Annotated in this window: 27 protein-coding genes; 19 read left to right on the top strand and 8 right to left on the bottom strand. The window is 63.6% G+C overall.

Annotated elements, in window-relative coordinates; all coding sequences use genetic code 11:
- The first annotated feature begins 47 nt into the window (after positions 1-47).
- The 3 genes from LAN37_05625 to LAN37_05615 are packed head-to-tail and all read left to right on the top strand — an operon-like array spanning position 48 to position 2,324.
- Positions 48-878 carry an XdhC/CoxI family protein gene (locus tag LAN37_05625; protein MBZ5646688.1) on the top strand — a complete coding sequence of 277 codons (831 nt, stop codon included), beginning with the start codon at positions 48-50 and terminating at the stop codon, positions 876-878.
- A 49-nt stretch (positions 879-927) separates the two neighbouring features.
- Positions 928-1,611, top strand: coding sequence for a nucleotidyltransferase family protein (locus LAN37_05620; protein MBZ5646687.1), 684 nt, complete (start codon positions 928-930; stop codon positions 1,609-1,611).
- A gap of 53 nt (positions 1,612-1,664) precedes the next feature.
- Positions 1,665-2,324, top strand: coding sequence for a haloacid dehalogenase-like hydrolase (locus tag LAN37_05615; GenBank protein ID MBZ5646686.1), 660 nt, complete (start codon positions 1,665-1,667; stop codon positions 2,322-2,324).
- Here LAN37_05615 and LAN37_05610 read toward each other — a convergent pair.
- Positions 2,321-2,632, bottom strand: coding sequence for a cytochrome c (locus LAN37_05610; GenBank protein MBZ5646685.1), 312 nt, complete (start codon positions 2,630-2,632; stop codon positions 2,321-2,323). The genes LAN37_05615 and LAN37_05610 overlap by 4 nt on opposite strands.
- Positions 2,633-2,736: 104 nt before the next feature.
- Positions 2,737-3,126: an iron-sulfur cluster assembly scaffold protein gene (locus LAN37_05605; GenBank protein ID MBZ5646684.1), complete on the bottom strand. Its 390-nt coding sequence runs from the start codon at positions 3,124-3,126 to the stop codon at positions 2,737-2,739.
- Positions 3,127-3,145: 19 nt separating this feature from the next.
- Between LAN37_05605 and LAN37_05600 the strand changes: the two genes are divergently transcribed.
- The 5 genes from LAN37_05600 to LAN37_05580 all read left to right on the top strand — a co-directional run bounded on the left by LAN37_05600 (position 3,146) and on the right by LAN37_05580 (position 7,032).
- Positions 3,146-3,340, top strand: coding sequence for a hypothetical protein (locus LAN37_05600; protein MBZ5646683.1), 195 nt, complete (start codon positions 3,146-3,148; stop codon positions 3,338-3,340).
- A 123-nt stretch (positions 3,341-3,463) separates the two neighbouring features.
- Entirely contained in the window at positions 3,464-3,916 is a 453-nt protein-coding gene (locus LAN37_05595) for a (2Fe-2S)-binding protein (GenBank protein ID MBZ5646682.1), read from the top strand.
- Positions 3,913-5,994, top strand: a complete 2,082-nt coding sequence (locus LAN37_05590) for a xanthine dehydrogenase family protein molybdopterin-binding subunit (GenBank protein MBZ5646681.1) — start codon at positions 3,913-3,915, stop codon at positions 5,992-5,994. The genes LAN37_05595 and LAN37_05590 overlap by 4 nt, the downstream gene beginning before the upstream one ends.
- Before the next feature lie 107 nt (positions 5,995-6,101).
- Positions 6,102-6,593, top strand: coding sequence for a GAF domain-containing protein (locus LAN37_05585; GenBank protein MBZ5646680.1), 492 nt, complete (start codon positions 6,102-6,104; stop codon positions 6,591-6,593).
- Between the two features lie 46 nt (positions 6,594-6,639).
- Positions 6,640-7,032, top strand: coding sequence for a (deoxy)nucleoside triphosphate pyrophosphohydrolase (locus tag LAN37_05580; protein ID MBZ5646679.1), 393 nt, complete (start codon positions 6,640-6,642; stop codon positions 7,030-7,032).
- A 3-nt stretch (positions 7,033-7,035) separates the two neighbouring features.
- Here the strand turns inward: LAN37_05580 and LAN37_05575 are convergent, their stop codons facing one another.
- Both LAN37_05575 and LAN37_05570 read right to left on the bottom strand, forming a co-directional pair.
- Complete coding sequence (locus tag LAN37_05575; protein MBZ5646678.1) at positions 7,036-8,286, bottom strand: divalent metal cation transporter; 1,251 nt, start codon at positions 8,284-8,286, stop codon at positions 7,036-7,038.
- A gap of 76 nt (positions 8,287-8,362) precedes the next feature.
- Positions 8,363-9,607: a CBS domain-containing protein gene (locus LAN37_05570; GenBank protein ID MBZ5646677.1), complete on the bottom strand. Its 1,245-nt coding sequence runs from the start codon at positions 9,605-9,607 to the stop codon at positions 8,363-8,365.
- Positions 9,608-9,837: 230 nt separating this feature from the next.
- On the opposite strand from LAN37_05570, the gene LAN37_05565 reads away from it, so the two are divergent.
- The 5 genes from LAN37_05565 to LAN37_05545 all read left to right on the top strand — a co-directional run bounded on the left by LAN37_05565 (position 9,838) and on the right by LAN37_05545 (position 11,845).
- Positions 9,838-10,287: an ATP-binding protein gene (locus LAN37_05565; protein ID MBZ5646676.1), complete on the top strand. Its 450-nt coding sequence runs from the start codon at positions 9,838-9,840 to the stop codon at positions 10,285-10,287.
- Entirely contained in the window at positions 10,284-10,631 is a 348-nt protein-coding gene (locus tag LAN37_05560) for an STAS domain-containing protein (protein MBZ5646675.1), read from the top strand. Before LAN37_05565 ends, LAN37_05560 begins: the two co-directional genes overlap by 4 nt.
- A gap of 116 nt (positions 10,632-10,747) precedes the next feature.
- On the top strand, positions 10,748-10,990 hold the full coding sequence (locus tag LAN37_05555; GenBank protein MBZ5646674.1) for a hypothetical protein: 243 nt from the start codon (positions 10,748-10,750) through the stop codon (positions 10,988-10,990).
- Positions 10,991-11,119: 129 nt separating this feature from the next.
- Positions 11,120-11,275, top strand: a complete 156-nt coding sequence (locus LAN37_05550) for a hypothetical protein (protein ID MBZ5646673.1) — start codon at positions 11,120-11,122, stop codon at positions 11,273-11,275.
- A 120-nt stretch (positions 11,276-11,395) separates the two neighbouring features.
- The gene (locus tag LAN37_05545) at positions 11,396-11,845 is read left to right on the top strand and encodes a hypothetical protein (GenBank protein MBZ5646672.1); all 450 of its coding nucleotides are present in this window, start codon (positions 11,396-11,398) and stop codon (positions 11,843-11,845) included.
- A gap of 11 nt (positions 11,846-11,856) precedes the next feature.
- Here LAN37_05545 and LAN37_05540 read toward each other — a convergent pair whose 3' ends face one another.
- The 3 genes from LAN37_05540 to queF all read right to left on the bottom strand — a co-directional run bounded on the left by LAN37_05540 (position 11,857) and on the right by queF (position 14,772).
- Entirely contained in the window at positions 11,857-13,038 is a 1,182-nt protein-coding gene (locus LAN37_05540) for a glycosyltransferase family 2 protein (protein ID MBZ5646671.1), read from the bottom strand.
- On the bottom strand, positions 13,038-14,279 hold the full coding sequence (locus tag LAN37_05535; protein ID MBZ5646670.1) for an MFS transporter: 1,242 nt from the start codon (positions 14,277-14,279) through the stop codon (positions 13,038-13,040). Before LAN37_05535 ends, LAN37_05540 begins: the two co-directional genes overlap by 1 nt.
- Before the next feature lie 97 nt (positions 14,280-14,376).
- Entirely contained in the window at positions 14,377-14,772 is a 396-nt protein-coding gene (gene queF, locus LAN37_05530; protein MBZ5646669.1) for a preQ(1) synthase, read from the bottom strand.
- A gap of 303 nt (positions 14,773-15,075) precedes the next feature.
- Between queF and LAN37_05525 the strand changes: the two genes are divergently transcribed.
- The 4 genes from LAN37_05525 (at position 15,076) to LAN37_05510 (ending at position 19,456) form a co-directional block, all read left to right on the top strand.
- Entirely contained in the window at positions 15,076-16,305 is a 1,230-nt protein-coding gene (locus tag LAN37_05525; GenBank protein MBZ5646668.1) for an efflux RND transporter periplasmic adaptor subunit, read from the top strand.
- Positions 16,302-17,267: a tetratricopeptide repeat protein gene (locus LAN37_05520; GenBank protein ID MBZ5646667.1), complete on the top strand. Its 966-nt coding sequence runs from the start codon at positions 16,302-16,304 to the stop codon at positions 17,265-17,267. Before LAN37_05525 ends, LAN37_05520 begins: the two co-directional genes overlap by 4 nt.
- A 135-nt stretch (positions 17,268-17,402) precedes the next feature.
- Positions 17,403-18,686, top strand: a complete 1,284-nt coding sequence (locus LAN37_05515) for a TolC family protein (protein ID MBZ5646666.1) — start codon at positions 17,403-17,405, stop codon at positions 18,684-18,686.
- Positions 18,683-19,456: a prolipoprotein diacylglyceryl transferase gene (locus LAN37_05510; protein ID MBZ5646665.1), complete on the top strand. Its 774-nt coding sequence runs from the start codon at positions 18,683-18,685 to the stop codon at positions 19,454-19,456. The genes LAN37_05515 and LAN37_05510 overlap by 4 nt, the downstream gene beginning before the upstream one ends.
- Here LAN37_05510 and LAN37_05505 read toward each other — a convergent pair.
- Entirely contained in the window at positions 19,446-20,171 is a 726-nt protein-coding gene (locus tag LAN37_05505) for a class I SAM-dependent methyltransferase (protein MBZ5646664.1), read from the bottom strand. The genes LAN37_05510 and LAN37_05505 overlap by 11 nt on opposite strands.
- Positions 20,172-20,260: 89 nt before the next feature.
- On the opposite strand from LAN37_05505, the gene LAN37_05500 reads away from it, so the two are divergent.
- A complete protein-coding gene (locus LAN37_05500; protein ID MBZ5646663.1) occupies positions 20,261-21,457 on the top strand; it encodes an ABC transporter permease in 1,197 nt (398 codons plus the stop codon).
- Between the two features lie 5 nt (positions 21,458-21,462).
- The gene (locus tag LAN37_05495; GenBank protein MBZ5646662.1) at positions 21,463-22,194 is read left to right on the top strand and encodes a polyprenol monophosphomannose synthase; all 732 of its coding nucleotides are present in this window, start codon (positions 21,463-21,465) and stop codon (positions 22,192-22,194) included.
- Positions 22,195-22,403: the final 209 nt, after the last annotated feature.

Raw genomic sequence — 22,403 nt, 5'->3', positions numbered from 1 at the left:
GCTGGATTGACTGGACGGTGCGTGGCATCGAATAATCACGGCTTGGCATGGACCTCTACGAAGAGATCGTGAAACTGCGGCGCGAAGGACGGCGCGGGGCACTGGCGACTATCGTCAACGTTCGCGGCTCCATCCCGTCGTTCGAGACCGCCAAGATGCTGGTGCGCGACGATGGCTCGATCGTGGGCACCATCGGCGGCGGCTGCGTCGAGGCGGAGGTCTGGCAGGCGGCCCGCGAAGTGATGGAGCAGGAAAAGCCCCGCACCCTGACCTTCAATCTCAACAACAATCCCAAGTACGACTCCGGACTGGTCTGCGGTGGTACGCTCGACGTCTTCGTGGAGCCTGTGATGCCAGTGCCGCAGCTTTATCTTTTCGGTGCCGGACACGTGTCGCTGCACCTGTACAAGGTGGCGCGGCAAGCCGGCTTCGATGTCACCGTAGTGGACGACCGCGAGGCCTACGCCAACCGCGAGCGGTTCCCTGAGGCCCGCGAGATCCACGCCGACGACTTCGATCACGCCTGCTCCCAACTCTCCCTCAATGAGAACTCGTACCTAGTGATCGTCACCCGCGGGCACCGGGACGACATGCGCGTTTTGCGCTGGGCCGCAGGCACTCCGGCGCGCTACATCGGCATGATCGGCTCCAAGCGCAAGGTCATCGAGATCTACAAGGAACTGGAGCGGGAAGGCATCGCGCGTGAGAAGTTGGAGCGCGTGCACGCGCCCGTGGGACTCGACATTGGCGCCATCACGCCGGAGGAGATCGCCGTCGCCATCGTCGCCGAGCTGATCGCAGTCCGCCGGGGCGTCGAAGCCGGCCCTCCCCACATGAAACGTCCCGCGCGTACCGAGCCGGCGGGCCAGGACAGATAGGCGCTCCGAACTCCTACCCGCTCTCACCCCGTTCTGCTATCGTTGCCTCATGGCCCGTTCGCCCAGCCTCTGCGGCGTGATCCTGGCCGCCGGCGAATCTTCCCGTATGGGACGCGACAAGGCTCTACTGCCCTGGCCACCCGTCCCTGCCGGAGGGGAGAGCTATCGCCCCACGGAGGCGATCTCCGAGTTCGCGCGGGTGGCCGCACCGCCGCACACCCAGACCTTTCTTTTTGCGGCCATTTCCTTGCTGACTCCGTTCTCCGAGCTGGTGATCGTCGTGGGCGGCAAGAATTCCGATTCCATCGCGCCTGTGGTTTACTCCACGAGCGCCAGCCTGGTCGTGAACCAGCATCCGGAACGCGGGCAGTTCAGCTCCCTGCAAGTCGGTTTGCACGAGGTGTTGAACCGCGGGCGCGATTCGGCCATCGTGACCCTGGTGGACCGCCCTCCTTGCTCACCCGAGACCCTGCGCGCGCTCTGCTCGGGGTTCCGCGAGGCGTCTGAAGAAGGCAAGTGGGCGGTAGTGCCGGAGTACGAGGGCAAGCATGGCCATCCCGTCGTCATTGGGCGGGAGATGATCGAGGCCTTCCTGAAAGCGCCCGCCGGCTCGACGGCGCGCGACGTCGAGCACTCCGTCCAGAGCCGCATCCTCTACTTCCCAGTGACTGACCCCGGCGTCGTGACCAACGTTGACACGCCCGAGGACTACCAGCGCCTTCCCCAACCGTGACCTTCGCCACTCCCAGAAACATCTCTGACCGCGCCGAACGATTCGTTGACTCGGTGCTGCGACTCAATCCCCGCGTCGCAGTCTTCGATTGCGACGGCACCTTCTGGGAGGGCGATGCCGGAGCCGATTTTTTCTACTGGGAGATCGAGCAGGGCCTGATCCCCGAAGATGTGGCCCGCTGGGCGCTGCCCCGTTATGACGACTACAAGGCCGGCAAGGTCGGAGAAGAGACAATGTGCGGCGAGATGGTCACCATCCACGCAGGAATCGGGGAAGAGGAAATCTTCGCCGCTGCCCGGCGCTTCTTCGAAACAGTCGTGGCGAGGCGCATCTTCCCCGAGATGCAGCACCTGACCCACCGCCTGGCCGGGAACGGCTGCCAGCTCTGGGCCGTATCGTCGACGAACGAATGGGTGATCCGGGCGAGCGCTTCGCAGTTCGACGTCCCGGCCGACCGCATCCTCGCGGCTTGCGTCGCCATCGAGAACGGCCGCGCTACCGGGCGGCTGATCCGTGTGCCCACCGACGAAGGTAAAGCCACCGTGGTGCGCGAGCTGATCGGCGCTTCCGTCGACGCCGCCTTCGGCAACTCCGTCCACGACGCCGCCATGCTCGTACTGGCGCGCCACGGATTCGCTATCAATCCCAATCCTGACTTCGAGCCCCTCGCCGCCCGCAGCGGCTGGACCGTGTACCGTCCCGACCCCCTCTAGCGCTTCGTCTTCAGCGTGCGGATATGGTCCACGAGCTGTCGCACCTGAGCCGAAGTCATTCCCTTCCTCAGAAAGGTGTGGGGATACTGTTTGTGCTGCGTGCCGTTCCCGATCGTCTGAAAGAGTGCTTCGTCACTCATGTTCTGGATTTCCGGGGAGCGCAGGTCGGGGATCCGCATTTTCTTGGCGGCCTCTGTCCTGCCGTCACCGTTGATGTTGTGGCAGTGGGCACAGTTGGACTTGAACAGGGCGGCAGCTTCGTCCTGCGCGCAAAGCGGAGCTGCACACAGGATAAGCAGAATTAACAATGCTGCGGATCGTCGCAAGTTGCACCTCGTCGGCCAGGGAGCCGACATTGTGACTTTGGCGCATTTCGAATATGCGAAGATGTGACCGCGATCACTCTCCGGGTTTACGAAGGTAACGCTCCAGGTTCCTGGCGAAGCTGCCGTAGAGCCGACCGGAGCGCGTCCATGGCGAGATGGCTGGCGTGCATGGTCTCACCGCTCAAGCCGCCCAGAGCTTCAACAAGCCCCTCCCGTCGGATGGTGCCAGCCTCCGCCACGCTGCGACCGCTGAGCATTTCGGTCAACGCGGAGCCGCAGGCGATCGCGGTGACGCAGCCTTTGGTCCGGTATCGAACCTCGGCGATGCGGCCATCCTTCACGCGCAGCGCCAATTCCATGACGTCGCCGCAGGCGGGATTCTCGACTCGCGCCGACGCGGACGGATGCTCCATCTCGCCCGCGTTGCGGGGATGCTCGAAATGGTCGATCACCTGCGGCGAATACATGGCGGCCAATCCACTATAATCCCGCTTAGTGGGGGATTACGGGGGATACCTGCTCTCCGTCTTCCGTAAGAAGGAACTGGAGTCGCTGTTCCTGTTCGTCACCTCGACCTGTAAATCCCTGTGCCGGCCCTGCTTCCACTGGGATGAGCTGAACAAAGGCCGAGACCTGACGTTCGAGCAGATCGAGACCATCAGCCGCACCGCGCCCCGCCCCATCGTCTAGCTGCGCCCCGCGCCAAGCGTTTGTAACCCAGCCCCAGCGATTTCGTCTTTGACGATGTCCTTGCCAATCCTCAGATGGCAGGAGCACACTTCGTGTTCTCCAAGTTCTGCAACGGAGGCTGTGATGGCAATCAAACTCACGGTGAATGACAGGTCCTATTCGGTGGATGTCGCTTCCGACACGCCGTTGCTCTGGGTCCTACGCGACCACCTGGGACTGACCGGAACAAAGTTCGGATGTGGCATGGGAGTGTGCGGCTCCTGCACCGTCCATTTGGACGGCGAACCCACGCGCTCCTGCCAGACCGCGATCTCCGAGGTCGGCAACAAGAAGGTCACGACCATCGAAGGGCTGGCGGCCGGCCACGTCCAGCAGGCGTGGATCGCGGAGCAGGTGCCGCAGTGCGGATACTGCCAATCCGGCCAGATCATGACTGCGGCAGCTCTGCTGGCCAAGACGCCCAGACCCACGGACGCACAGATCGACAATGCCATGTCGCCCGTCCTGTGCCGCTGCGGCACTTATCAGCGGATCCGCGCGGCGATCCATCGGGCCGCCACGGGAGGTGCGCGATGAAAACCACCCGCCGTGACTTCCTCAAGGTGACCGGCGCCGCAGGAGCGGGGCTTGTCATCGGCTTCCATCTACCCTCCAGTCTTCAGGCCGCCCCGAATGATCCGGCAGCCTTCGAGCCCAACGTGTGGTTGCAGATCGATCCCGCGGGCAAAGTGACCATCACGTGCGCCAAGTCGGAGATGGGCCAGGGCGTACGCACGTCGCTCCCCATGATCGTCGCCGAAGAGTTGGACGCGGATTTCGCGCACGTGGCTGTCAAACAGGCGATGGGCGATCCGAAGTACGGCCAGCAGTTGACCGGGGGCAGCACCAGCGTGCGCACTTCGCTGGAGAAGCTCCGCAAGGCCGGCGCGACCGCGCGCGCCATGCTGGTCGCCGCTGCGGCCAAGGAGTGGAGTGTCGACGCCGGCGCCTGCCATACCGACAAAGGCTTCGTGACCGGTCCCGGAGGCAAGCGTGCCAGCTACGGGTCGCTCGCGGCAGCCGCCGCGAAGCTGCCGGTCCCCAAAAACGTAAAGCTCAAAGACCCAAAGGACTTCAAGATCATCGGCCAGCCGCTGCCCCGCACCGACCTGGGCGAAAAGGTCAGCGGAAAGGCCCAGTTCGGCATAGACGTCCGCCTGCCGGGCATGTTGGTCGCCAACATCGCTCGCTGCCCTGTGTTTGGCGGCAAGGTGGCAAAGTTCGACGCCGCCAAAGCCAAGGCCGTGCCGGGTGTGAAACACGTGGTCCAGGTATCGAGCGGCGTGGCTGTCGTCGGCGACTCGTACTGGTCGGCGCACAAGGGCCGCGAGGCGCTGGAGATCACCTGGGACGAAGGCCCGCACGCCCGCATGAATAGCGCCGACATCAGCCAACGCTTCGCTGAACTGGCCAAGGGAGAAGCCAACGTCGGAGAGAAGCACGGTGATGCGGGCTCCGCGCTATCCCAAGCCGCACAAAAAATCGAAGCGACCTACGAGGTTCCTTTCCTGGCGCACGCCACCATGGAGCCGATGAATTGCGCCGCCAGCGTGAAGGGCAACGACATAGAAGTTTGGGCTCCGACCCAGTTTCCCGAGAACCTGCGCGAACAAGGATCCAGCCTGCTCGACGTCAAGCCTGAGCAGATCAAGGTTCACGTCACCTTCCTCGGCGGCGGGTTCGGTCGACGTGCCGAATCTGATTACGCGCTCGATGCCCTCGCGGTCTCGAAGGCAATCAGTGCGCCGGTGAAGGTCGTATGGTCGCGCGAGGACGACATGCAGCACGACTGGTACCGGCCGGCCAGCTACCACGTGCTCAGCGGCGGCTTGGACGCGAAGGGGAAACTGGTGGCATGGAAGCATCGCGTGGTCGCGCCCTCCATCGGTGGCCAGCGCGGCTGGGTTAAACCGGGGGCGCTCGACAAGGATGCGCTCGATGCCGCGGTGGAGCTTCGTTACTCCATCCCCAACCTGCTCGTCGATTATGTGATGGCCAACACCGGCGTGCCGGCGGGATGGTGGCGCTCGGTGTACGCCTCTCAGAACGCGCTCGCTACCGAATCTTTCATAGACGAGCTCGCGGCGGCGGCGAAAACGGATCCGCTGGAATTCCGCCTCGCCATCGCCAATCCTCGCGCCGCCGGGGTCCTGAAGCTCGCGGCGGAAAAAGCCGGATGGGGCAAGCCGGCCGGTGGACGGGCCCAGGGCATCGCCATGGCGTTCTCGTTCGGCACCTATGTGGCGCACGTGGCCGAGGTCTCTCTGGAGCACGGCATACCCCGGCTGCGTCGCGTGGTCGCGGCCGTGGACTGCGGGATGTACGTGAACCCCGCGATCATCGAAGCCCAGATCATGAGCGCCGTGGTGTTCGGGCTGTCCGGCATGCGCTCGGCCATCACCGTCCAGAACGGCCGCGCGCAACAGAGCAACTTCCACGATTTCGAGGTCCCACGCCTGAACGATGTCCCCAACGTGGAAGTGCACCTGGTGAAGAGCGGCGAGAAGCCGGGCGGGATCGGCGAACCCGGATTGCCGCCGCTTGCCCCGGCCGTGCTCAACGCCATGGCGGCCGCCACCGGCAAGCGTGTGCGCAAACTTCCGCTCTCGGCCTGAGAACGGAGAAACGCGGAGGGGTCATGCATGCCCTTCCGCGTTTTCCGCACGCTCCGCAGCTCTAAGTAGCCGGTCCGGAGCACTGGCGACTGCTTTACAATGAGCCGATGCCTTTCGCCGTCGATACGCGACAGTTGGCTCAGGAACTCGACCGCGTGGCCGAAGGGGCGCGCACCGTCGAGGAACTGATGAGCATCATTGTGGCGCGGCTGATGGAGCGCCTGCCCAAGTACAACTGGGTCGGCTTCTACATGATCGAAAAGGGACGCACGGGCGCACCCGACATGCTGGTGCTCGGTCCCTATATCGGCGCGCCGACTCCGCACAAGCGTATCCCATTGGACAAAGGCGTCTGCGGCGCGGCCGCCAGCAGCGGCGAAACCGTGGTGGTCGACGACGTGAACAAGGACCCCCGCTACCTGGCGTGCTCGATCGCAACCAGGTCCGAGATCGTGGCTCCCGTGTACGCGAAGGGCCGTGTCGTGGGCGAACTCGACATCGACAGCCACACCCCGGCCGCATTCGATGCCGATGACCGCCGGCTCGTGGAGCACTGCGCCGAATTGGTGGGCCGCTATTTCGAGAAGACCGCCTCATGAGGATCCCCACAGGCCCCACTCCCGCACAGCACAGGATTCTCTCGCGATGAAGCAAGTCGTCGCTGCCCTGTTCCTCCATGACAACAAGATCCTCATCTGCCAGCGCACGCGGCATCAGCCCATGCCGCTCAAGTGGGAGTTTCCCGGCGGAAAAATCGAACAGGGCGAGCAGCCGCACGATGCCCTGGTCCGGGAGATCGAGGAAGAACTGGGCGTGGTGCCCACGATCGGTCCCGAGGTGGCCCGGATCCAGCACACCTACAAGAATGGCGGGGCGGTCAATCTGCGCTTCTACCTAGTGGAGAAATACAACGGCGACCTCGAAAACCGTATCTTCCGCGACATGCGCTGGGTGGACCGCTCCGAACTCCCCGCCTACGACTTCCTCGAGGCGGACCTGGAGATGGTCCGCGATCTGGCGGCGGGGAAAATCCTTTAGGGCCTATTTTCCTCTCAGGGTGAGGAACCAGCCGATGGTGAGCGCGATCATGACGAAGGTCGTCACCCATGCGATCACATTGAAGAGCCGCGAATTGGTGTGCTCGCCCATGAGCTCGCGCTTGTTCGCCAGCAGCAGCATGAAAATGAGCACGAAGGGCAACACCATGCCGTTGACCACCTGCGACAGGATACTGAGCTTCACCAGCGGGATATTCGGCGCCAGGATCACACCCGCTCCCGCCGCGATTAGGATGGTGTAAAGCCAGTAGAAGAACGGCGCTTCACTGAACTTCTTCCCCACGCCGGATTCAAACCCAAGGCCTTCACAGACGGTGTAAGCCGTCGAGATGGGCAGGATCGACGCCGCGAACAGCGAAGCATTGAACAGCCCCGCCGAGAAGAGGATGTACGCGTAGTCCCCGGCGAGCGGGCGCAAGGCCTGGGCGGCGTCCGCGGCGCTCCCGATGTCGCGCACCCCGTGGACATAGAGAGTCGCGGCACAAGCCACCACGATGAACCACGCGACCACGTCGGTGAAGATGCAGCCCGAGATCACGTCCAGCCGCGAGGCCCCGTATTGGCGCGCGGTCACTCCCTTCTCCACGATCGAGGCCTGGAGGTAGAACTGCATCCAGGGCGCGATCGTAGTGCCGACCAGCGCGATCACCATGTAGAGGTACGCGGAGTTGTCGAACGACCTCGCGGATGGCGGCCGGAAGGTTGCGGCCGCAGCTTCCCTCCAATGCGGCCCCGCCAGCACTCCGGCAAGGATGTACGCGAAGTAAAAGAACGAGGCGGTGAGGAAGATCTTCTCGACGCTTTTGTAGCTGCCCTTCACCACCATGAGCCACACGATGAATGCGCAGACCGGGACGCTCACCTGCCGGGGAACATGCCACAGTTCCAGGCTGCTGGCGATTCCGGCGAATTCGGCCACCACGTTGCCGAAATTGGTGATCAACAGTCCAGCCATCATCAGGACGGTGATGCGCAGGCCGTACTCTTCGCGGATAAGGTCGCTAAGGCCCTTGCCGGTGACCGCGCCCATGCGCGCGGACATCTCCTGGACCACGATCAACGCGACCGTGATGGGGATCATGGTCCACAGCAACGCGTAGCCGAACTGCGCGCCGGCAGCCGAATACGTCCAGATGCCACCGGCATCGTTGTCGACGTTTGCCGTGATAAAGCCCGGCCCGACGACTGCCAGGAACAGCAGGGTCCGGGTCTTCCAGCGTCTCAGCTTCCTCATGTCCGGCTTCGCATGTAGGGTTCACAGCCGAGCCAGAATAAACGCGGACCGCGAATCGTGCCAGATGAATCGAGAATTAAAGTTTGCTGCGCAGCAGGCTGATGACGTCGTCGGCGGTGATCACCCCGGTCATGCGGCCCGCGTCGTCCAGCACGGGAAGGGTCTGGAGGTTGTACTTGTCGAACAGTTCTGCCACTTCCTTCTCACTGGCCCCGGCGTGGCAGGAGATCAGCGGCTCCAGAGTGATTTGCTGCAAGGGCGTGCCTGCTGGAGAGACCACGATCCTTGCCAGCGGAACTGCTCCCAGCAACTTGGCATCGGGGCCGAGCAGGTAGATGGTGCCGACGCTCTCGATCCCGCCCTCGAACTGTTTCAGGGTCTCGACCGCGTCCTGCACCGTAGCCCCGGCGCCCATGGCGAGGTAGTCGGTGGTCATGCGGCCGGCTGCAGTATCTTCGCGGAACTCGAGCAGCTCTGCGACTTCCTCGCGTTCCTCCGGCTCCATCTCCTCCAGGATCTCGTCCGAGGTCTCCTTGGGCAGGTCTCCCAGCAGGTCCGCGGCCGCGTCCGGATCCATTTCCTCGACGATGTCCGCGGCCCGGTCGGAGTCGAGCGACTCCATGATCTTTACCTGCAGCTTGGGATCGACCTCCTCCAGCGCTTCGGCGGCGACGTGCTCGTCCAGCGTTTCGAACACGGCTTCGCGCTCGGCGGGAGCGAGTTCTTCGACGATGTCGGCGATGTCGGCGGGGTGCAGCTTGGAAAGGAGCTCGTGCTCGATTTTCAGCTTCACGCGCCGCGCCGGGTCGGTTTCGATCAGGTCGACGAACTCCCAGGGAATGATGCGCGGCGGGATCTTGGATACCAGGGCGTGCAAGGCTACCCCGGGCACCAGCCCTTTCAGCAGGCGCCGTATGGCGCCGCGGGCGCCGACGTCTACGCCGGAGACCTTCAGCTCGACGTGCGCGTTATGGTGGTCCTCGACCAGGTCCACGTCGTTGACGCGCACCACCTTGCGGCCGTGCACGTCGATGATCTGCTGGTCAAGCAGGTCGCGGGAGAGCAGCAGGAACCCTTCCCCGCCAATGAATGGCTGCCACTCTGCTGCGGGAGCGGACGCCCGCACCCCGCTCCGCTCCAATGCCTGGAGGGCGCGCGGCGGCAGCACCCGTTCGCCTTCCGGAGTCTTCACGATGATGCCGGAAACCCGGACCGCGTCTTCCTGCGGGCACATGGCGATCTCGCGCACCCGTCCGCCGACCCGGCCGGAAGAATCCAGCACGGGCGCTCCCAGCAGCTCCGATAGCGCGACCGTCATCATCCTGTGCCGAGAATACCGAATCGGGTCTCAGTTGTCAGTCGTGACATGCAACGAAGTTTCCGCCCTCACCAGGCTCGCCCACACCGGACTGACAGGGGTAACATTGACAATTGGCGACCCCCTAGGCAAACTAACCAATTCCCGGTGAATGCGTCCTGGACTTCGGAATTGGTTCCCGGGAGACACTCGCTCCAGCGACTGCCGACAGTGGACGGTAAAGCTTCTTGAAAATGACCGGGAACCGGGTCTCTTACACGCTCGAGTCGACTTTAGACAGCGTAAACAAGGCGGAGGAACTCTCTCTTCAGCTCGCAGCCAAAGCCGGCTTCGACGAGGACGAGTGTCAGAGGATCTCGATGGCGGTCCGGGAGGCGGCGGTCAACGCCGTCCTCCACGGAAACGCATATGATCCGAAGAAAAAAATGACCCTCTCTTACGAGAACACCGGGGGAGAGCTGGTCATACGGATCACCGACCAGGGCAGGGGGGTGGATTTGAACAGCATCCCCGATCCGCTCGCGCCGGAGAACCTGCTCAAGCAGTCCGGCCGGGGGATCTTTCTCATGCGTGCATTCATGGACGAGGTGCGCATCCGCATCTTGGACCCGGGAAGCGAAATTACCTTGATCAAGAAGGTGGCCGGCGGGACGCCCGCGGGCACCAAGGAGGAATCCAAGTGACGATGAAGGCCAGCACACGGCAGATGGACGGCGTGACGATCGTGGACCTGAGCGGACGCATCACCCTCGGGGAGGGCAGCGTTGTCTTGCGCGATGCCGTCCGCGACCTGGTCGGCAAGGGGAGCAAGAAGATCCTGCTGAACCTCGGCGATGTCACCTACATCGACAGCTCGGGCATCGGCGAGTTGGTCAGCGCCTTCACCACCGTTCGTAACCAGGGCGGTGAGCTCAAGCTGCTCAACCTGACCAAGAAGGTGCACGACCTGCTCCAGATCACCAAGCTGTACACCGTTTTCGACGTCAAGGACGACGAAGCGACCGCCATCGCGGCGTTCACCAAGTAGCCGGTCTTGCGGGCCCGGCCTCCGGGCCCGCTTCCCTGCCTGCCCCGCCGCTGCCGGCGCCTTTCCGGGAGCAGCGGATCACATCCGTGACGCTTGTCCGCTGCTAGACTTTCATTATGTCAAGAATCTCCCGGCTCGACCGCTCCCAAGTCGATGAGCAGGTCCAGGCCATCTTCGACGCCTTTCTGAAGGAGCGCGGCAACATCCCCAACATGTTCCGCACCGTGGCCCATCGGCCCCACATCGTGAAGACCATGATCGATCATTTCAAGGCGGTCATGGGCACCGGCACCACCGGTATCAAGCTCAAGGAACTCCTCTTTGTGCGGGTCTCGCAGATCAACCACTGCGAGTATTGACTGGCCTCGCACAGCGTCCTGGCAGGACGCCAAGGATGGAGCGAAGAGCAGATCCGGAATCTTTTCGATTTCCGGACGCGATCCGATTTTTCGCCCCGGGAAAAGGCGGCCCTCGAGCTGGCGGAACGTATGACGATCGATTCCAAGGCGGTCGACGACGCCTTCTGGTCCGAGCTTTCCAAGCACTACGACGAGGGAGAGATCGTCGAGTTGGCGGTCGCGATCGGACTTTTCAACTACTTCAACATCTTCAACAACACGCTCCAGATGGAGCCCACGAAATAACGCCGCTTGGCGCGGCGTCTGAGTCCCGCCGGCGTCATCCTGGGGACTGGCGAAGCCGCTGGAAGCATTTTTCTTACGTCACAGACTTCTCGCTTGCCGTGTCTTTACACTTGCGCCGTCGTGAGACTCGCGCTGATCCTCCTGATTACGAGCCTTGGTAACGCTGCGTGCCTGCCCTTCACCGAAGCTCCAAAGAAGCTCGGCTCGACCGTCTGCATCACCGGCAAGGTGCTGAGCGTCAAACAGAGTCCCTCAGGCGCTGCGTGGTTCCTTAATTTCTGCGAAGAGCGCAGGAACTGCCCATTCGCTGCCGTGGTTTTCACCAGAGACCTGCGCGACGTGGGCGACGTCCGCATGCTCGCCGGCAGGACCATCGAGGTCCATGGCCGGGTGCTGGAGTACAAGGGCGTGCCCGAGATCATCATCCGGGACGCGCGCCAACTCAAAGGCGAGGCTGCCAAGCTGCCGCCCGTCCCCAAGGAATTCGACGTCTCCAGGAAAGGCCGCTACAGCCCCGGCCAGACGAGAACCAAGCGCAGTACCACCAGCACAGACATCGAACAGAGATAACCCGGGCGTGGTTAGAGCGGGGTGAATTCTCCGCCCAGCATGCCTGCCCGCAGCTCCTCCAGCGGATATTTTGTTCCCCGCCACACCACGCCACCCTGCCACAGCGTCAGGAAGGTGGAGCGCAGCAGGATGAACACGAACATGACCGAGCTAATGGGGTGCGCCAGGAAGTAGATGGGAGAGATCTTCGTTTTCGTGGACATGCCCACATACAGCGCGAAGATCACGAACGTCGCCACTCCGTAACCCGCCTTCGCCCAGCCGTGCGCCAGCAGCAATCCCAGGAAGGGGCCCAGGTTGAACAGACCCAGAAGGAACGCCGCGCCGACGGCCCGCGGCCAGCGGAACAGCATCAGCGCGAACATGTTCTTGGTGAGGTTGTGCACGACTCCCATCCCGCCCTTGGCCCAATGGATCGATAGCAGGTCCGTGCCGAAGACGTTGCGCTGCGCGAACCCGTTCTGCTTGATGAGTTCGCCGAGCTTCATGTCGTCGATGACCGCCAGGCGCAGCTTTTCGTGGGTTCCGATGTTTTGGTACGCGCTGCGGCGCAACAGGTTGAATGCGCCCACCCCCATGTGGTCGCGAGTCTTGGGGTCGGCCACTTTCCATGGCCGATGACCGAAGGTAAACAGCGCCTGGAAAAAGGCGATCATCATGCGCTCGCCCGCCGATCTCATCTCAATGGTGGGGAAAATGACGAGGTGGTCGGCCTTCTGCTGCTCGACGTAGCGCAGGGCGCGGCGCAATGCGTCTGGGCGGAAGACGACGTCGGCGTCGGTGAACAGGATCCAGTCGCCACCTGCCTTCTGGGAGGCGAGCCACATGGCGTGCGTCTTGCCGAGCCAGCCGGCAGGCAATTCCTCGATGTGGATCACCCGCAGCCGCCCGCTGCCGTCCTCGGCAGCGATTCGGTCCATGACCCGGCCGGTCGTGTCCGTCGAGCGGTCGTCCACCGCGATGATCTCCAGCCGCGGATACTCCAGCCCCAGCAGCGACCGTAGGGCCCCCTCGATGTGCTCCTGCTCGTTGCGGGCCGGGACGATCACCGTCACCGAGGCGTCACTGGGTGCGCCATCCCACTCCGGACGTGCGATGTCCGGGATAGCGGGCATCCCGATCGCCGCATCCAGCAGCCGGTGCAACCACACTGCCCCCAGCAGCAGCCCTAAGATCCAAGAGAAGGTATGCATCAGTGTCCTGTCCCGGTTGGATTCGCCGCCAGCTGCTCCGGTCGCAATTTCGGGGCGAATCGCATCCCGTAAAACAAGATCGCGGTGGAAAGGGCGATGGCGAAGATGGCGGAGAGGAACGCGGTTTGCAGGTTCGCTTTGTCGGAGATCCAGCCCATCAGCGTGGGCGAGAACGCGTCGCCCAGCAGGTGGATGACAAACAGGTTCACGGCGATGGCGCTGGAGCGGATGTGGGCTCCCACCGAGTTCACCACGGCCGCATTCAATGGGCCCGTGTTGACCAGCAAAAAGAATTCCGCAGCCACGATCGCCGGAAACATCAAGGCCCCGGTGCCATAGATCGCGGCGAACATCAAAGGCACCCCGATCGCCATGCCCACGGCCGAGACAAAGTAATACGCCGCGGAAGTTCGCCGGAGCAACCGGTCGCCCAGCCATCCGCCGAAAAGCGTCGCCACCACTCCATTAACGGCTATGCTGACGCCAAAGAACCAGTCCGCGCGGTCCAGCGGCATGGCGCGCATGCGCGAGAGGAAGGTGGGCATCCACACCTGCATGCCGCCCAGCGCGAAGGTCATCATGGCCATGCCCAGGCTGGCGCTCCAGAACGCCCCGTTACGGGCAAGTCCCCACAAGGTCGCCCGCTCGGCGGTCTCCTCGAGCAGATCGTGGCTGCCACGCCGCGGCTCCGGCACCAGCGACATGAGCGCCGCCAGCACAAAGCCCGGTGCGGCGGCGACGTAGAAAGGCGTGCGCCAGCCGTAATGGTGCCCCAGGTGGCCCCCGACCACGTAGCCCACCGCCGTGCCCACCGGGATGGCCAGGTAGAAGATGGACAGCATCCGCCCGCGCTTGTGCTCGGGAAACAGGTCGGCGATGAATGCCGGCGCAATGGCCGCATAGCTGGCCTCGCCGATGCCCACGATGGTGTGCCGGATGAGCAGGGTCGAAAACTCGTGCGTCACCCCGGTCAGCAGCGTCGCGCCGCTCCAGACGGCGATGCCGGTCACGATAATGATCCGCCGCGGATAGCGGTCCGCCAGCACGCCCGCCACCGGCGCGAAGAACATGTAGGAGAAGAAGAACGCGGTGGTCAGGAACCCGAACGCGCGGTCGCTTCGCCGGAACTCCTCCTGGATCAGCGGCTGCACTGCGAACAGCACTGAGCGGTCGATGTAATTGATGAAATTGATTGCGGTCAGCAGGGCCAGCGTGGTTCGCGGGTAGAGCTTGGGTGCCATCCTGAGTTGGGCGAATATATCGTAGGAAGTACCGACTTGCGAGTCCCGAGTTGCGAGCACATTTCACAATTCGGTACCCGGCACTCGCGACTTGCCACTATTTCGGCCGCGGCCAGCGCGCCTCGACCGTCGTGCCGATCCCGCCCCGCGGACGGAAATCCCCCTTCACCACCGCCCACTTGGGTTTACAGGCGCGCACGACGTCTTCCAGCACTCGGTTGACGACGTTCTCCTGGAAGATGCCCAGGTTGCGGTAGCACAGCAGGTACTCCTTCAGCGACTTCAATTCCAGGCACCCCTGGACCGGCATATAGCGGATGGTGAGGACGCCGAAGTCCGGCAGCCCGGTCTTGGGGCATACCGACGTGAACTCGGGAATATCGATGACGATCTCATACGCCGGGAACTGATTCGGCCAGGTTTCGATCTCGGGGAGCACATGGTCGAGACCGGCCTGGGCATGCTCCGGCGTATACCGCGGCTTCTTGGGCATCAAGCCGATTCTAGCAGCGGGTTGAGCGAATCCACCACGGGGGCACGAGACCGGCCGAACCTTCCTCGGAGCTGGCGCTGTCTCCCCGCAGGCGACTCTTGGCGGTTCCTCGCATCTAAGGAAAAGGCTCGATTGCAGGCTGAAAGGCCGCTTTCAAGTCGGAAATGCAGTATTTCAGGCGCGTTCCCACGGCGGTACCAAGTGTGACAATGGGGCCAGCGGGTTCGAGCGTTGGCTATAGAAAGTCCGCTATACTTAAGGTTTTGCTGGGCTTATTTGCCGCCTTCGGGTAGGCGAGGTTTAATGAATCATCATCGGCTCATGGTGGTGGTCGCCGGGATCATAGTGGCGATCGTGATTCTAGGCGCCTTTGTCTCCCTTCGCCGGGGGGAGGTTCCGATCCGCGCCGAGCAGGCCGCTCGGGGCCCCATCGCCAGCACCATCACCACCAACGGGAAGATCGAGCCCATGGACAACTTCGAGGCCCACGCTGCCTCCCCCTCGACCGTCAAACGGGTCCTGGTCCATGAAGGCGACCGGGTTAAGCGCGGGCAGCTCCTCCTCCAACTCGATGACGCCGAGGCCCGTGCCCAGGCCGCCAAGGCCCAGGCCCAGCTCAAAGCCTCCGAGGCAGACCTCCAGGCTGTGAGATCGGGCGGGACCCACGAAGAGGTCCTGACCACCAGGTCCGACCTGGTGAAGGCGCGGGCTGAGCGCGAAGCCGCTCAGCGCAATCTGGACGCGATGCGCCGCCTGCAAGAGCGGGGAGCGGCCTCGCCGGCGGAGGTCGACGCCGCCCAGTCCCGACTCCAGACCGCACAGGCACAGCTTTCGGTTCTTGAACAGAAGGCCGGGGGCGGGCGTTACTCCAAGCCCGAAGTCGCCCGGGTCCACGCCCAGGCGGATCAGGCGGAGGCCGCGTACCAAGCCGCCCAGGAAGTTCTCCGTGACGCCAACGTGACTGCGCCCCGCGACGGTATCGTCTACTCCCTCCCGGCTCGTCACGGCGCCTTCGTGAATACCGGCGATCTGCTCGTGCAGGTCGCGGACCTCCACACCGTCCAGGTGCGCGCGTTCGTGGACGAGCCCGACATCGGCCGCCTCGCCAACGACCAGCGTGTCAACATCACCTGGGAAGGCCAGCCCGGCCGGACCTGGGAAGGGAAAGTCACGCGCGTTCCCAGCACCGTCCTTGTGCACGGGACGCGCACGGTGGGCGAAGTCACCTGCGCAGTGAATAATCAGGATCTAAAGCTGCTGCCCAACATCAATGTAAACGTGACCATCACCACCGCCAGGCGCGACGACGCGCTCCTCGTCCCCCGCGAGGCCGTCCACCAGCACGACAGCAGGAAGTTCGTGTACGAAGTGAGCAAGGGAGCGTTGCTTCGCCGATACGTCGATACCGGTGTCTCCGACCTGACCCGCATCGAGATCACCAGCGGACTTGGCGACAAGGCAGTGGTTGCGTTGGGTTCCGTGCGCGGCCAGGTGTTGAAAGACGGGATGGATGTGAGGATAGTCCAGCAATGAGAAGGCAGTTGGTCCTTATCTGTTTCCTGGCATCTTTTCTGGCCACGGTGGCCTTCGCCGCGTCTTCTACGCCGGAAGAACTTCTCTCTGCGGGACGCGTGGATGATGCGGTCAAGGCTCTCAAGACACGCACTTCCACTTCGCCCACTGATGCCGAGGCATGGCACTTGCTCTGTCGCTCGTACTATGCGAAGGCCCGCTGGGACGACGCCATCAACGCTGCCAAGCGGGCGGTCGCACTCAACCCGGACAGCAGCGACTATCACCTCTGGTTGGGCCGCTCCTACGGCTTGAAGGCCGAGAGCTCCGGTTGGTTCACCGCCCTGATGTTGGCCGGCAAGGTGCGCACCGAATTCGAAAAGGCCGTACAACTGGACGTTAACAACGTCGGTGCTCAGTCCGATCTGGCGGAGTTCTACACCGAAGCCCCCGGCATCGTCGGCGGAGGCAAGGACAAGGCTCGCCGCCAGGCCGAGCAGTTATCCCGCAGGGATGCTGCGGCCGCTCACTGGATCAAGGGCCTGCTGGCGGAGAAGGACAAAGATCTCAAATCCGCCGAGCAGGAATACCGCGCCGCCGTCACCGCCAGTAACGGTGAGGGCGGACGCTGGCTCGACATGGCGTCTTTCTATTACCGCACCGGCCGTAGCGACGACATGCAACACGCCATCGATCAGGCCATCGCCGCCGACAATAAGCGCAGCGAAGTCTTCTACGATGCCGCGTACATCCTCTACCGCTCCGACCGCAACCTTTCCGATGCCGCCAAGCTGGTGCGCCACTACCTGAGTTCGGACAACAAGGTGGAAGAGGCGCCCGCCTTCCAGGCCCACTATCTGCTCGGGAACATCCTGGAAAAGCAGGGGCAGAAGATTTCTGCGCTTGCGGAGTATCGCGCCGCGTTGGACCTCAACAGCGAGTTCTCCGACGCACGGAACGCCCTCAAGCGCCTCGGCCAGTAGTAGTTCACACCGCCAGGAAACGCAAAACCGCAGAGAGATCTGCGGCTGTTTCCTCTCGCTGCCTGATGCCTCCTGCCTTCTGTCGGCTTGTTATACTCGCCTGCCCCTCATTTTGCGGGCTTCATAGGTGGTGCCATGAGAGTTCTGCGAATCGTCCTCGTCTGCGTGATCTTGCTGGGAACGGCCCGGGCCGAGCCGATTCCTTTCCGGCGCGCGATCGAATTGGCCCTGCAGCACAGCGGCGTGACCGCCATCGCCGCCGCCGAACAGCTTCGCGCCCAGCAGTCTTACCTTGAGCTGCGCAATCTCTATCTGCCGCAGGTGGTGGTGGGATCCGGCCTCGGCTACACCAACGGGTTCCCCCTGAGCCTGGAGGGCGCGGCGCCGGCCATTTTCAACGTCACCACGCAACAGTACGTACTCAACCTGGCGAATCGCGATTTCATGCGTGCCGCCCGCACCGAGTGGGACGCCACCAAGTTCCGCAAGCAGGACAGCCGCGACCAGGTCATGCAGGAGACCGCGCTCACCTATATCCAGCTCGACCAGCTGGTCAGCGAGATCAGTGTCCTGCGCCAGCAGCAGCAGGCTACGGCAAAAGCGGAGGACATCACGCGGCAGCGCATCCAGGAAGGTGTCGACAGCCAGGTCGAGCTCACGCGCGCCCAGCTCAGCACCGCGCGCGTGCGTATGCGCCTCGCGGAAACGCAGGGCTCCGCCGACCTCTTACGCCTCCGCCTCGCGCAATTGACAGGCCTACCCGCCGATTCCATCGAGACCATGCCGGAATCAATCCCGGACCTCCCGGCTCCTCCGCAAGACGCTGACGCAATTCCCAGGTCCACCAGCAGCAGTCCGGCCGTGCAGCTTGCCGATGCGCAGGCCAAGGCCCAGGAGATCCGCGCTCGCGGCGAGCACAAGCAGCTTCTCCCCATGATCGACCTGGCCGGCCAGTACGCCGTCCTCGCGCGCTTCAATAATTACGACCAATTCTTTCTCCGCTTTCAGCGCAACAATGTGACCGTGGGGGCGGAGATCCGCTTTCCCATCCTCAATTTTTCCCAGCGCGCCCACGCAGAGGCCGCCGATGCCGAAGCTATCAAGGCGCGTCGCCAGGCGGATGGGGTCCGAGAGCAGGTCGCGACCGAAACCCTGAAGCTCCAGCGCCTGGTCCGCCAGTTGATCGTTGCACGCGACATCGCGAAGCTGGAACATCAACTGTCCCTGGCCGATGTGGACGCCGTGGGGGCGAAGATTGAGGCCGGGGCCGCAACGCTCCGGGACCAGGAGAATGCCCGCGCCTCCGAGCACGACAAGTATGCCGCCTATCTCAACGCCAGTTTCGAGCTCCAGAAAGCCCAATTGGCGTTCCTGCGCGCCACCGGCGGACTCGAGAACTGGGCCCTGGCGGCGAAATGATTCCCTTCCTCCACATCGGGCCTCTGCGGCTCGGGACCTACGGGCTGATGGTTTGGGCCGGCCTCGTCTGCGGATACCTGTCGCTTCAAGCCGACATGCGTCGCCGCAGGTTGCCCGGCGATCCGCTGAACATGATCTTGCTCATCGGCCTGGCCGGTCTCGCGGGATCGAAGCTTTATCACCTGCTCGAAAGGCCCGCGGAATTCTTCGCCCATCCCGTCCGGATGTTCTTCAGCGCCTCGGGCTTCGCCTGGTTCGGGGCGGTCCTCGGCGGATTGCTAGTGATCGCGATCTTTGCGATGTACTACAAGATCCCGATTTTCACCTTGCTGGATGCGTGCAGCCCCGCGGCGGCGATCGGCTACGGCGTCGGGCGCATCGGGTGCCTCCTCTCCGGGGACGGCGATTACGGCATCCCGACCTCCCTGCCCTGGTGCATGCGATTTCCCAACGGCCTGGTTCCCACCAGTCAGTGCGTTCACCCGACGCCCATCTACGAGTTCTTGGGCGCCGTCCTGATCTTCCTCTGGCTGTGGCGGGAGGCAACAAAGTCGGCAAATGGTGAACGCCCTGCGGGTTGGATCCTGGGCGAGTACTTCATTCTCACCGGCGCCGCCCGCTTCCTTGTGGAATTCATCCGCATCAACCCGCGCGTTTGGCTGGGCTTGACCAATGCCCAGATCGCCAGCGCGGGCTCTGCCATCGCCGGCGTCGTCCTTTTGCTTGTTCTTAGTGGAATGAAGAAGCGGCGGCTGGCAGCTAGCGGCTAGCGCCTCGAAGCCAGAACTGGGGCCCCTCCCAGAACATCGCGACCGCCAGCGGATACCTCACGAAGGAAAAATCCCGTACCCGGCGGAAGCCCTGCTCGCGCATGGCCCGGCTGAGCGCGCCACGGTCCACGTCGAAGTGCATCGGGTATTTGCGTTTCTGCGTTGTGATGGGGACGTGATACACCATCGCGCGGGCCCGCGAGGCCAGGTCGCCGATGGTTTTCGGCGCGTTCACCAGGTGCTCAATGACGTCCACGGCGAAGGTCAGATCGTTCGCCGGCAGCTCATCCTCGCCCGCGTAGAAGATCCGTGACTTCCACCCGCGTTGCTTCAGGCGCCACGCCAGGTACTCGGTCGAGGCATTGGGGAAGTCGCAGAAGCTGACCTCGAAGCCGCGCTCGATCAGCCGCAGGCCGTCGCTGCCGATGCCACACCCGAAATCGAGCAATCGCCGGCAACCGTGCTTGGCGGCGAAGTCGCCGATAATGTCGGCGTACGGATACCGCTTGCCGGCGTGCCACTCCGTCAGGTCGAAAAGGTAGGCGTTCGTATCCCGGTAGAAGCCCTCGATCTCGTCGGGGGTGTGCCTTGGCTTTGCATTCCAGTCGGTGATCAGATCGGAGCCCCCGGCCTCCTGCGCACGTTCCGCAAGGTAGGCGCGCAGTTCCTCGCGAGGCGAGGCGAATCTCTGGGCTGGCTCGACGGCGGCTGCCAAAAGTCCTCTAGAGTGGCCTGGGAGTAAGCAGAAGTTTATCATGCGCCCTGCGAGGGCCTGTCCCGCGCCTGTTATCATTTTTCCCGAGCATGAACCACGCTGAATCCTGGAGACTCGCTCTCGACGCTCTGCGCGCTGACAAGATGAAGGCCGCCCTGACCATGATCGGAGTCATCCTGGGCAGCGCCTGCATCGTGATGGTGGTCACCGTGGCGCTGACCGGCAAAAGGTACATCATGGCCCAGATCGAGGGCGTCGGCTCCAACCTGGTGTATGCCTACCTGGTGGGCGGCGGCTCCGGCCAGACTACTCCCCTCGCCGACCAGATCTCCCCCGAGGACATGATCGCGGTGCACGACACCATCCCCCAGGCCAAGCACGTGGCCGGCACCAACGACCAGCTGCTCTCCATGGTGATCAATGGCAAGGAACGCGCAGTCAGCCTGATCGGCGTTACCGAAGAATTCCAGGTGATCCGCAACCTCGAGATCCTCCGCGGCCGCTACTTCGACGCCGTGGACATGGAGACTTACAGCAAGGCCTGCCTCATCAGCGAACAGCTCTCCCGCCTCTACGGCCGGGAACCGGTGGGCGCGACCATCAAGGTGGGCGACTTGACCTTCACCATCATCGGCGTCTTCCGCGAGCGCGTCGCCACCTTCGGCCAATCGGAGATCACGCCGGAATCCATCATCGTGCCCTTCCCTCTCATGAAGTATTACATGGGGCAAGCGTTCATCCGCACCATGTACGTTCAGGCGGCCCAGCCGGAGGATGTGCTCTACGTCACGCGGCGCGTGCGCGAGATCCTGAGGAACCGCCATCGCCCCGACGCCGTGTACGTGGTCGAAAATCTGACTTCCCTCCTCGAGGCCGCGGGGAAGATCTCCTGGTCGCTGACCCTCGTGCTCCTGTTCGTCGCCTTGATTGCCCTCACCATCAGCGGCGTAGGCATCATGAACATCATGCTGGTGACGGTCACGGAGCGCACCCGGGAGATCGGCATCCGCATGGCGGTAGGAGCGAGACGACGCGAGATCCAGTACCAATTCCTGATCGAGGCCTTCATGATCAGCGGCACGGGAGCCATCATCGGCATCCTCATCGCGACCAGCATCCCGGTCATCATCCAGCCGTTCCTCCCCGGAAACCTGCACGTGCCCATCTCCGGCATCTCCGTGATGCTGGCGTTTCTGGTGACGTGCGCCTTCGGCATCGTCTTCGGCTACCTGCCGGCGAATCGGGCTGCCAGGCTCCAACCGACTGAGTCCTTGCACTACGAGTGAGCCGCGTGCGACTCAGCGTCATCTCTCCCACCTACAACGAGCGCGAAAACGTGGTGCCGCTGGCTGAGGAGATCGGACGCGCCCTCGCCGGCGTGGATCATGAACTGGTGTTCGTGGACGACGCATCGCCCGACGGCACCGCGAACGCCGTGGAGGAAATTGGCGCTCGAGATCCGCATGTCCGCGTGCTTCGCCGCTCCGGGACGCGCGCTCTGAGCGCCGCGGTGATCGACGGCTTCCAGGCCGGACGTGGCGAACTGCTGGCTTGTATCGATGCCGACCTGCAGCACGACCCTGCCATCCTGCCGCTCATGATGCAAGAGATCGAGAACGGCGCTGACCTCGTGATCGGCAGCCGCTACATCGCCGAGGGCGGTACGGGCGAATGGGGCTTGATCGGACGCATGGAATCCCGCGTTGCGACCAGGCTGGCGCACTGGACGCTGGGCCTGCGCCTGCACGATCCCCTCTCCGGATACTTCATGCTTCGTCGACAGGACTTCCAGCGCGTGCGCGCGGATTTGAATGGCAGCGGCTTCAAGATCCTGCTGGAGATTGCGGCCCACCTCAGGCCCAAGGCGCTGCGCGAAGTCCCGTACACTTTCCGGACCCGACGGGCCGGAACGTCGAAGCTGAGCACCCGCGTGGTAGTGGCGTACCTCCGCCAGCTCTGGCGGCTCTCTGCCCACGCCCGGCGCACCGATGCCCGGCCGGCACAGGCCGGCGCTCGCCGTTAGCCGGCGGCAACCGCCCTCCCCCCTGTCATCCTGAGCGAGGTGCGCGTCTTCGCACGCCGAGCGAATGGACCCCTCGAATGCAGGCAGCACAACCACCGCTCACAGGCCCTTCGGGCGTGAATGCCTCTGCAGCTTAGGGGAGAATCTGTAGCCCGGGCGTCACCGCCCGGCCAATTTCTTCACTTTCCAGTGTCATCCCGAGCGGCTGG

Source organism: Terriglobia bacterium, assembly GCA_020073495.1.
Lineage (GTDB): Bacteria > Acidobacteriota > Terriglobia > Terriglobales > Acidobacteriaceae > JAIQFD01.
The sequence above is the reverse complement of the archived record's forward strand: the minus strand, read 5'-3'. Positions and strand labels throughout refer to the sequence as shown.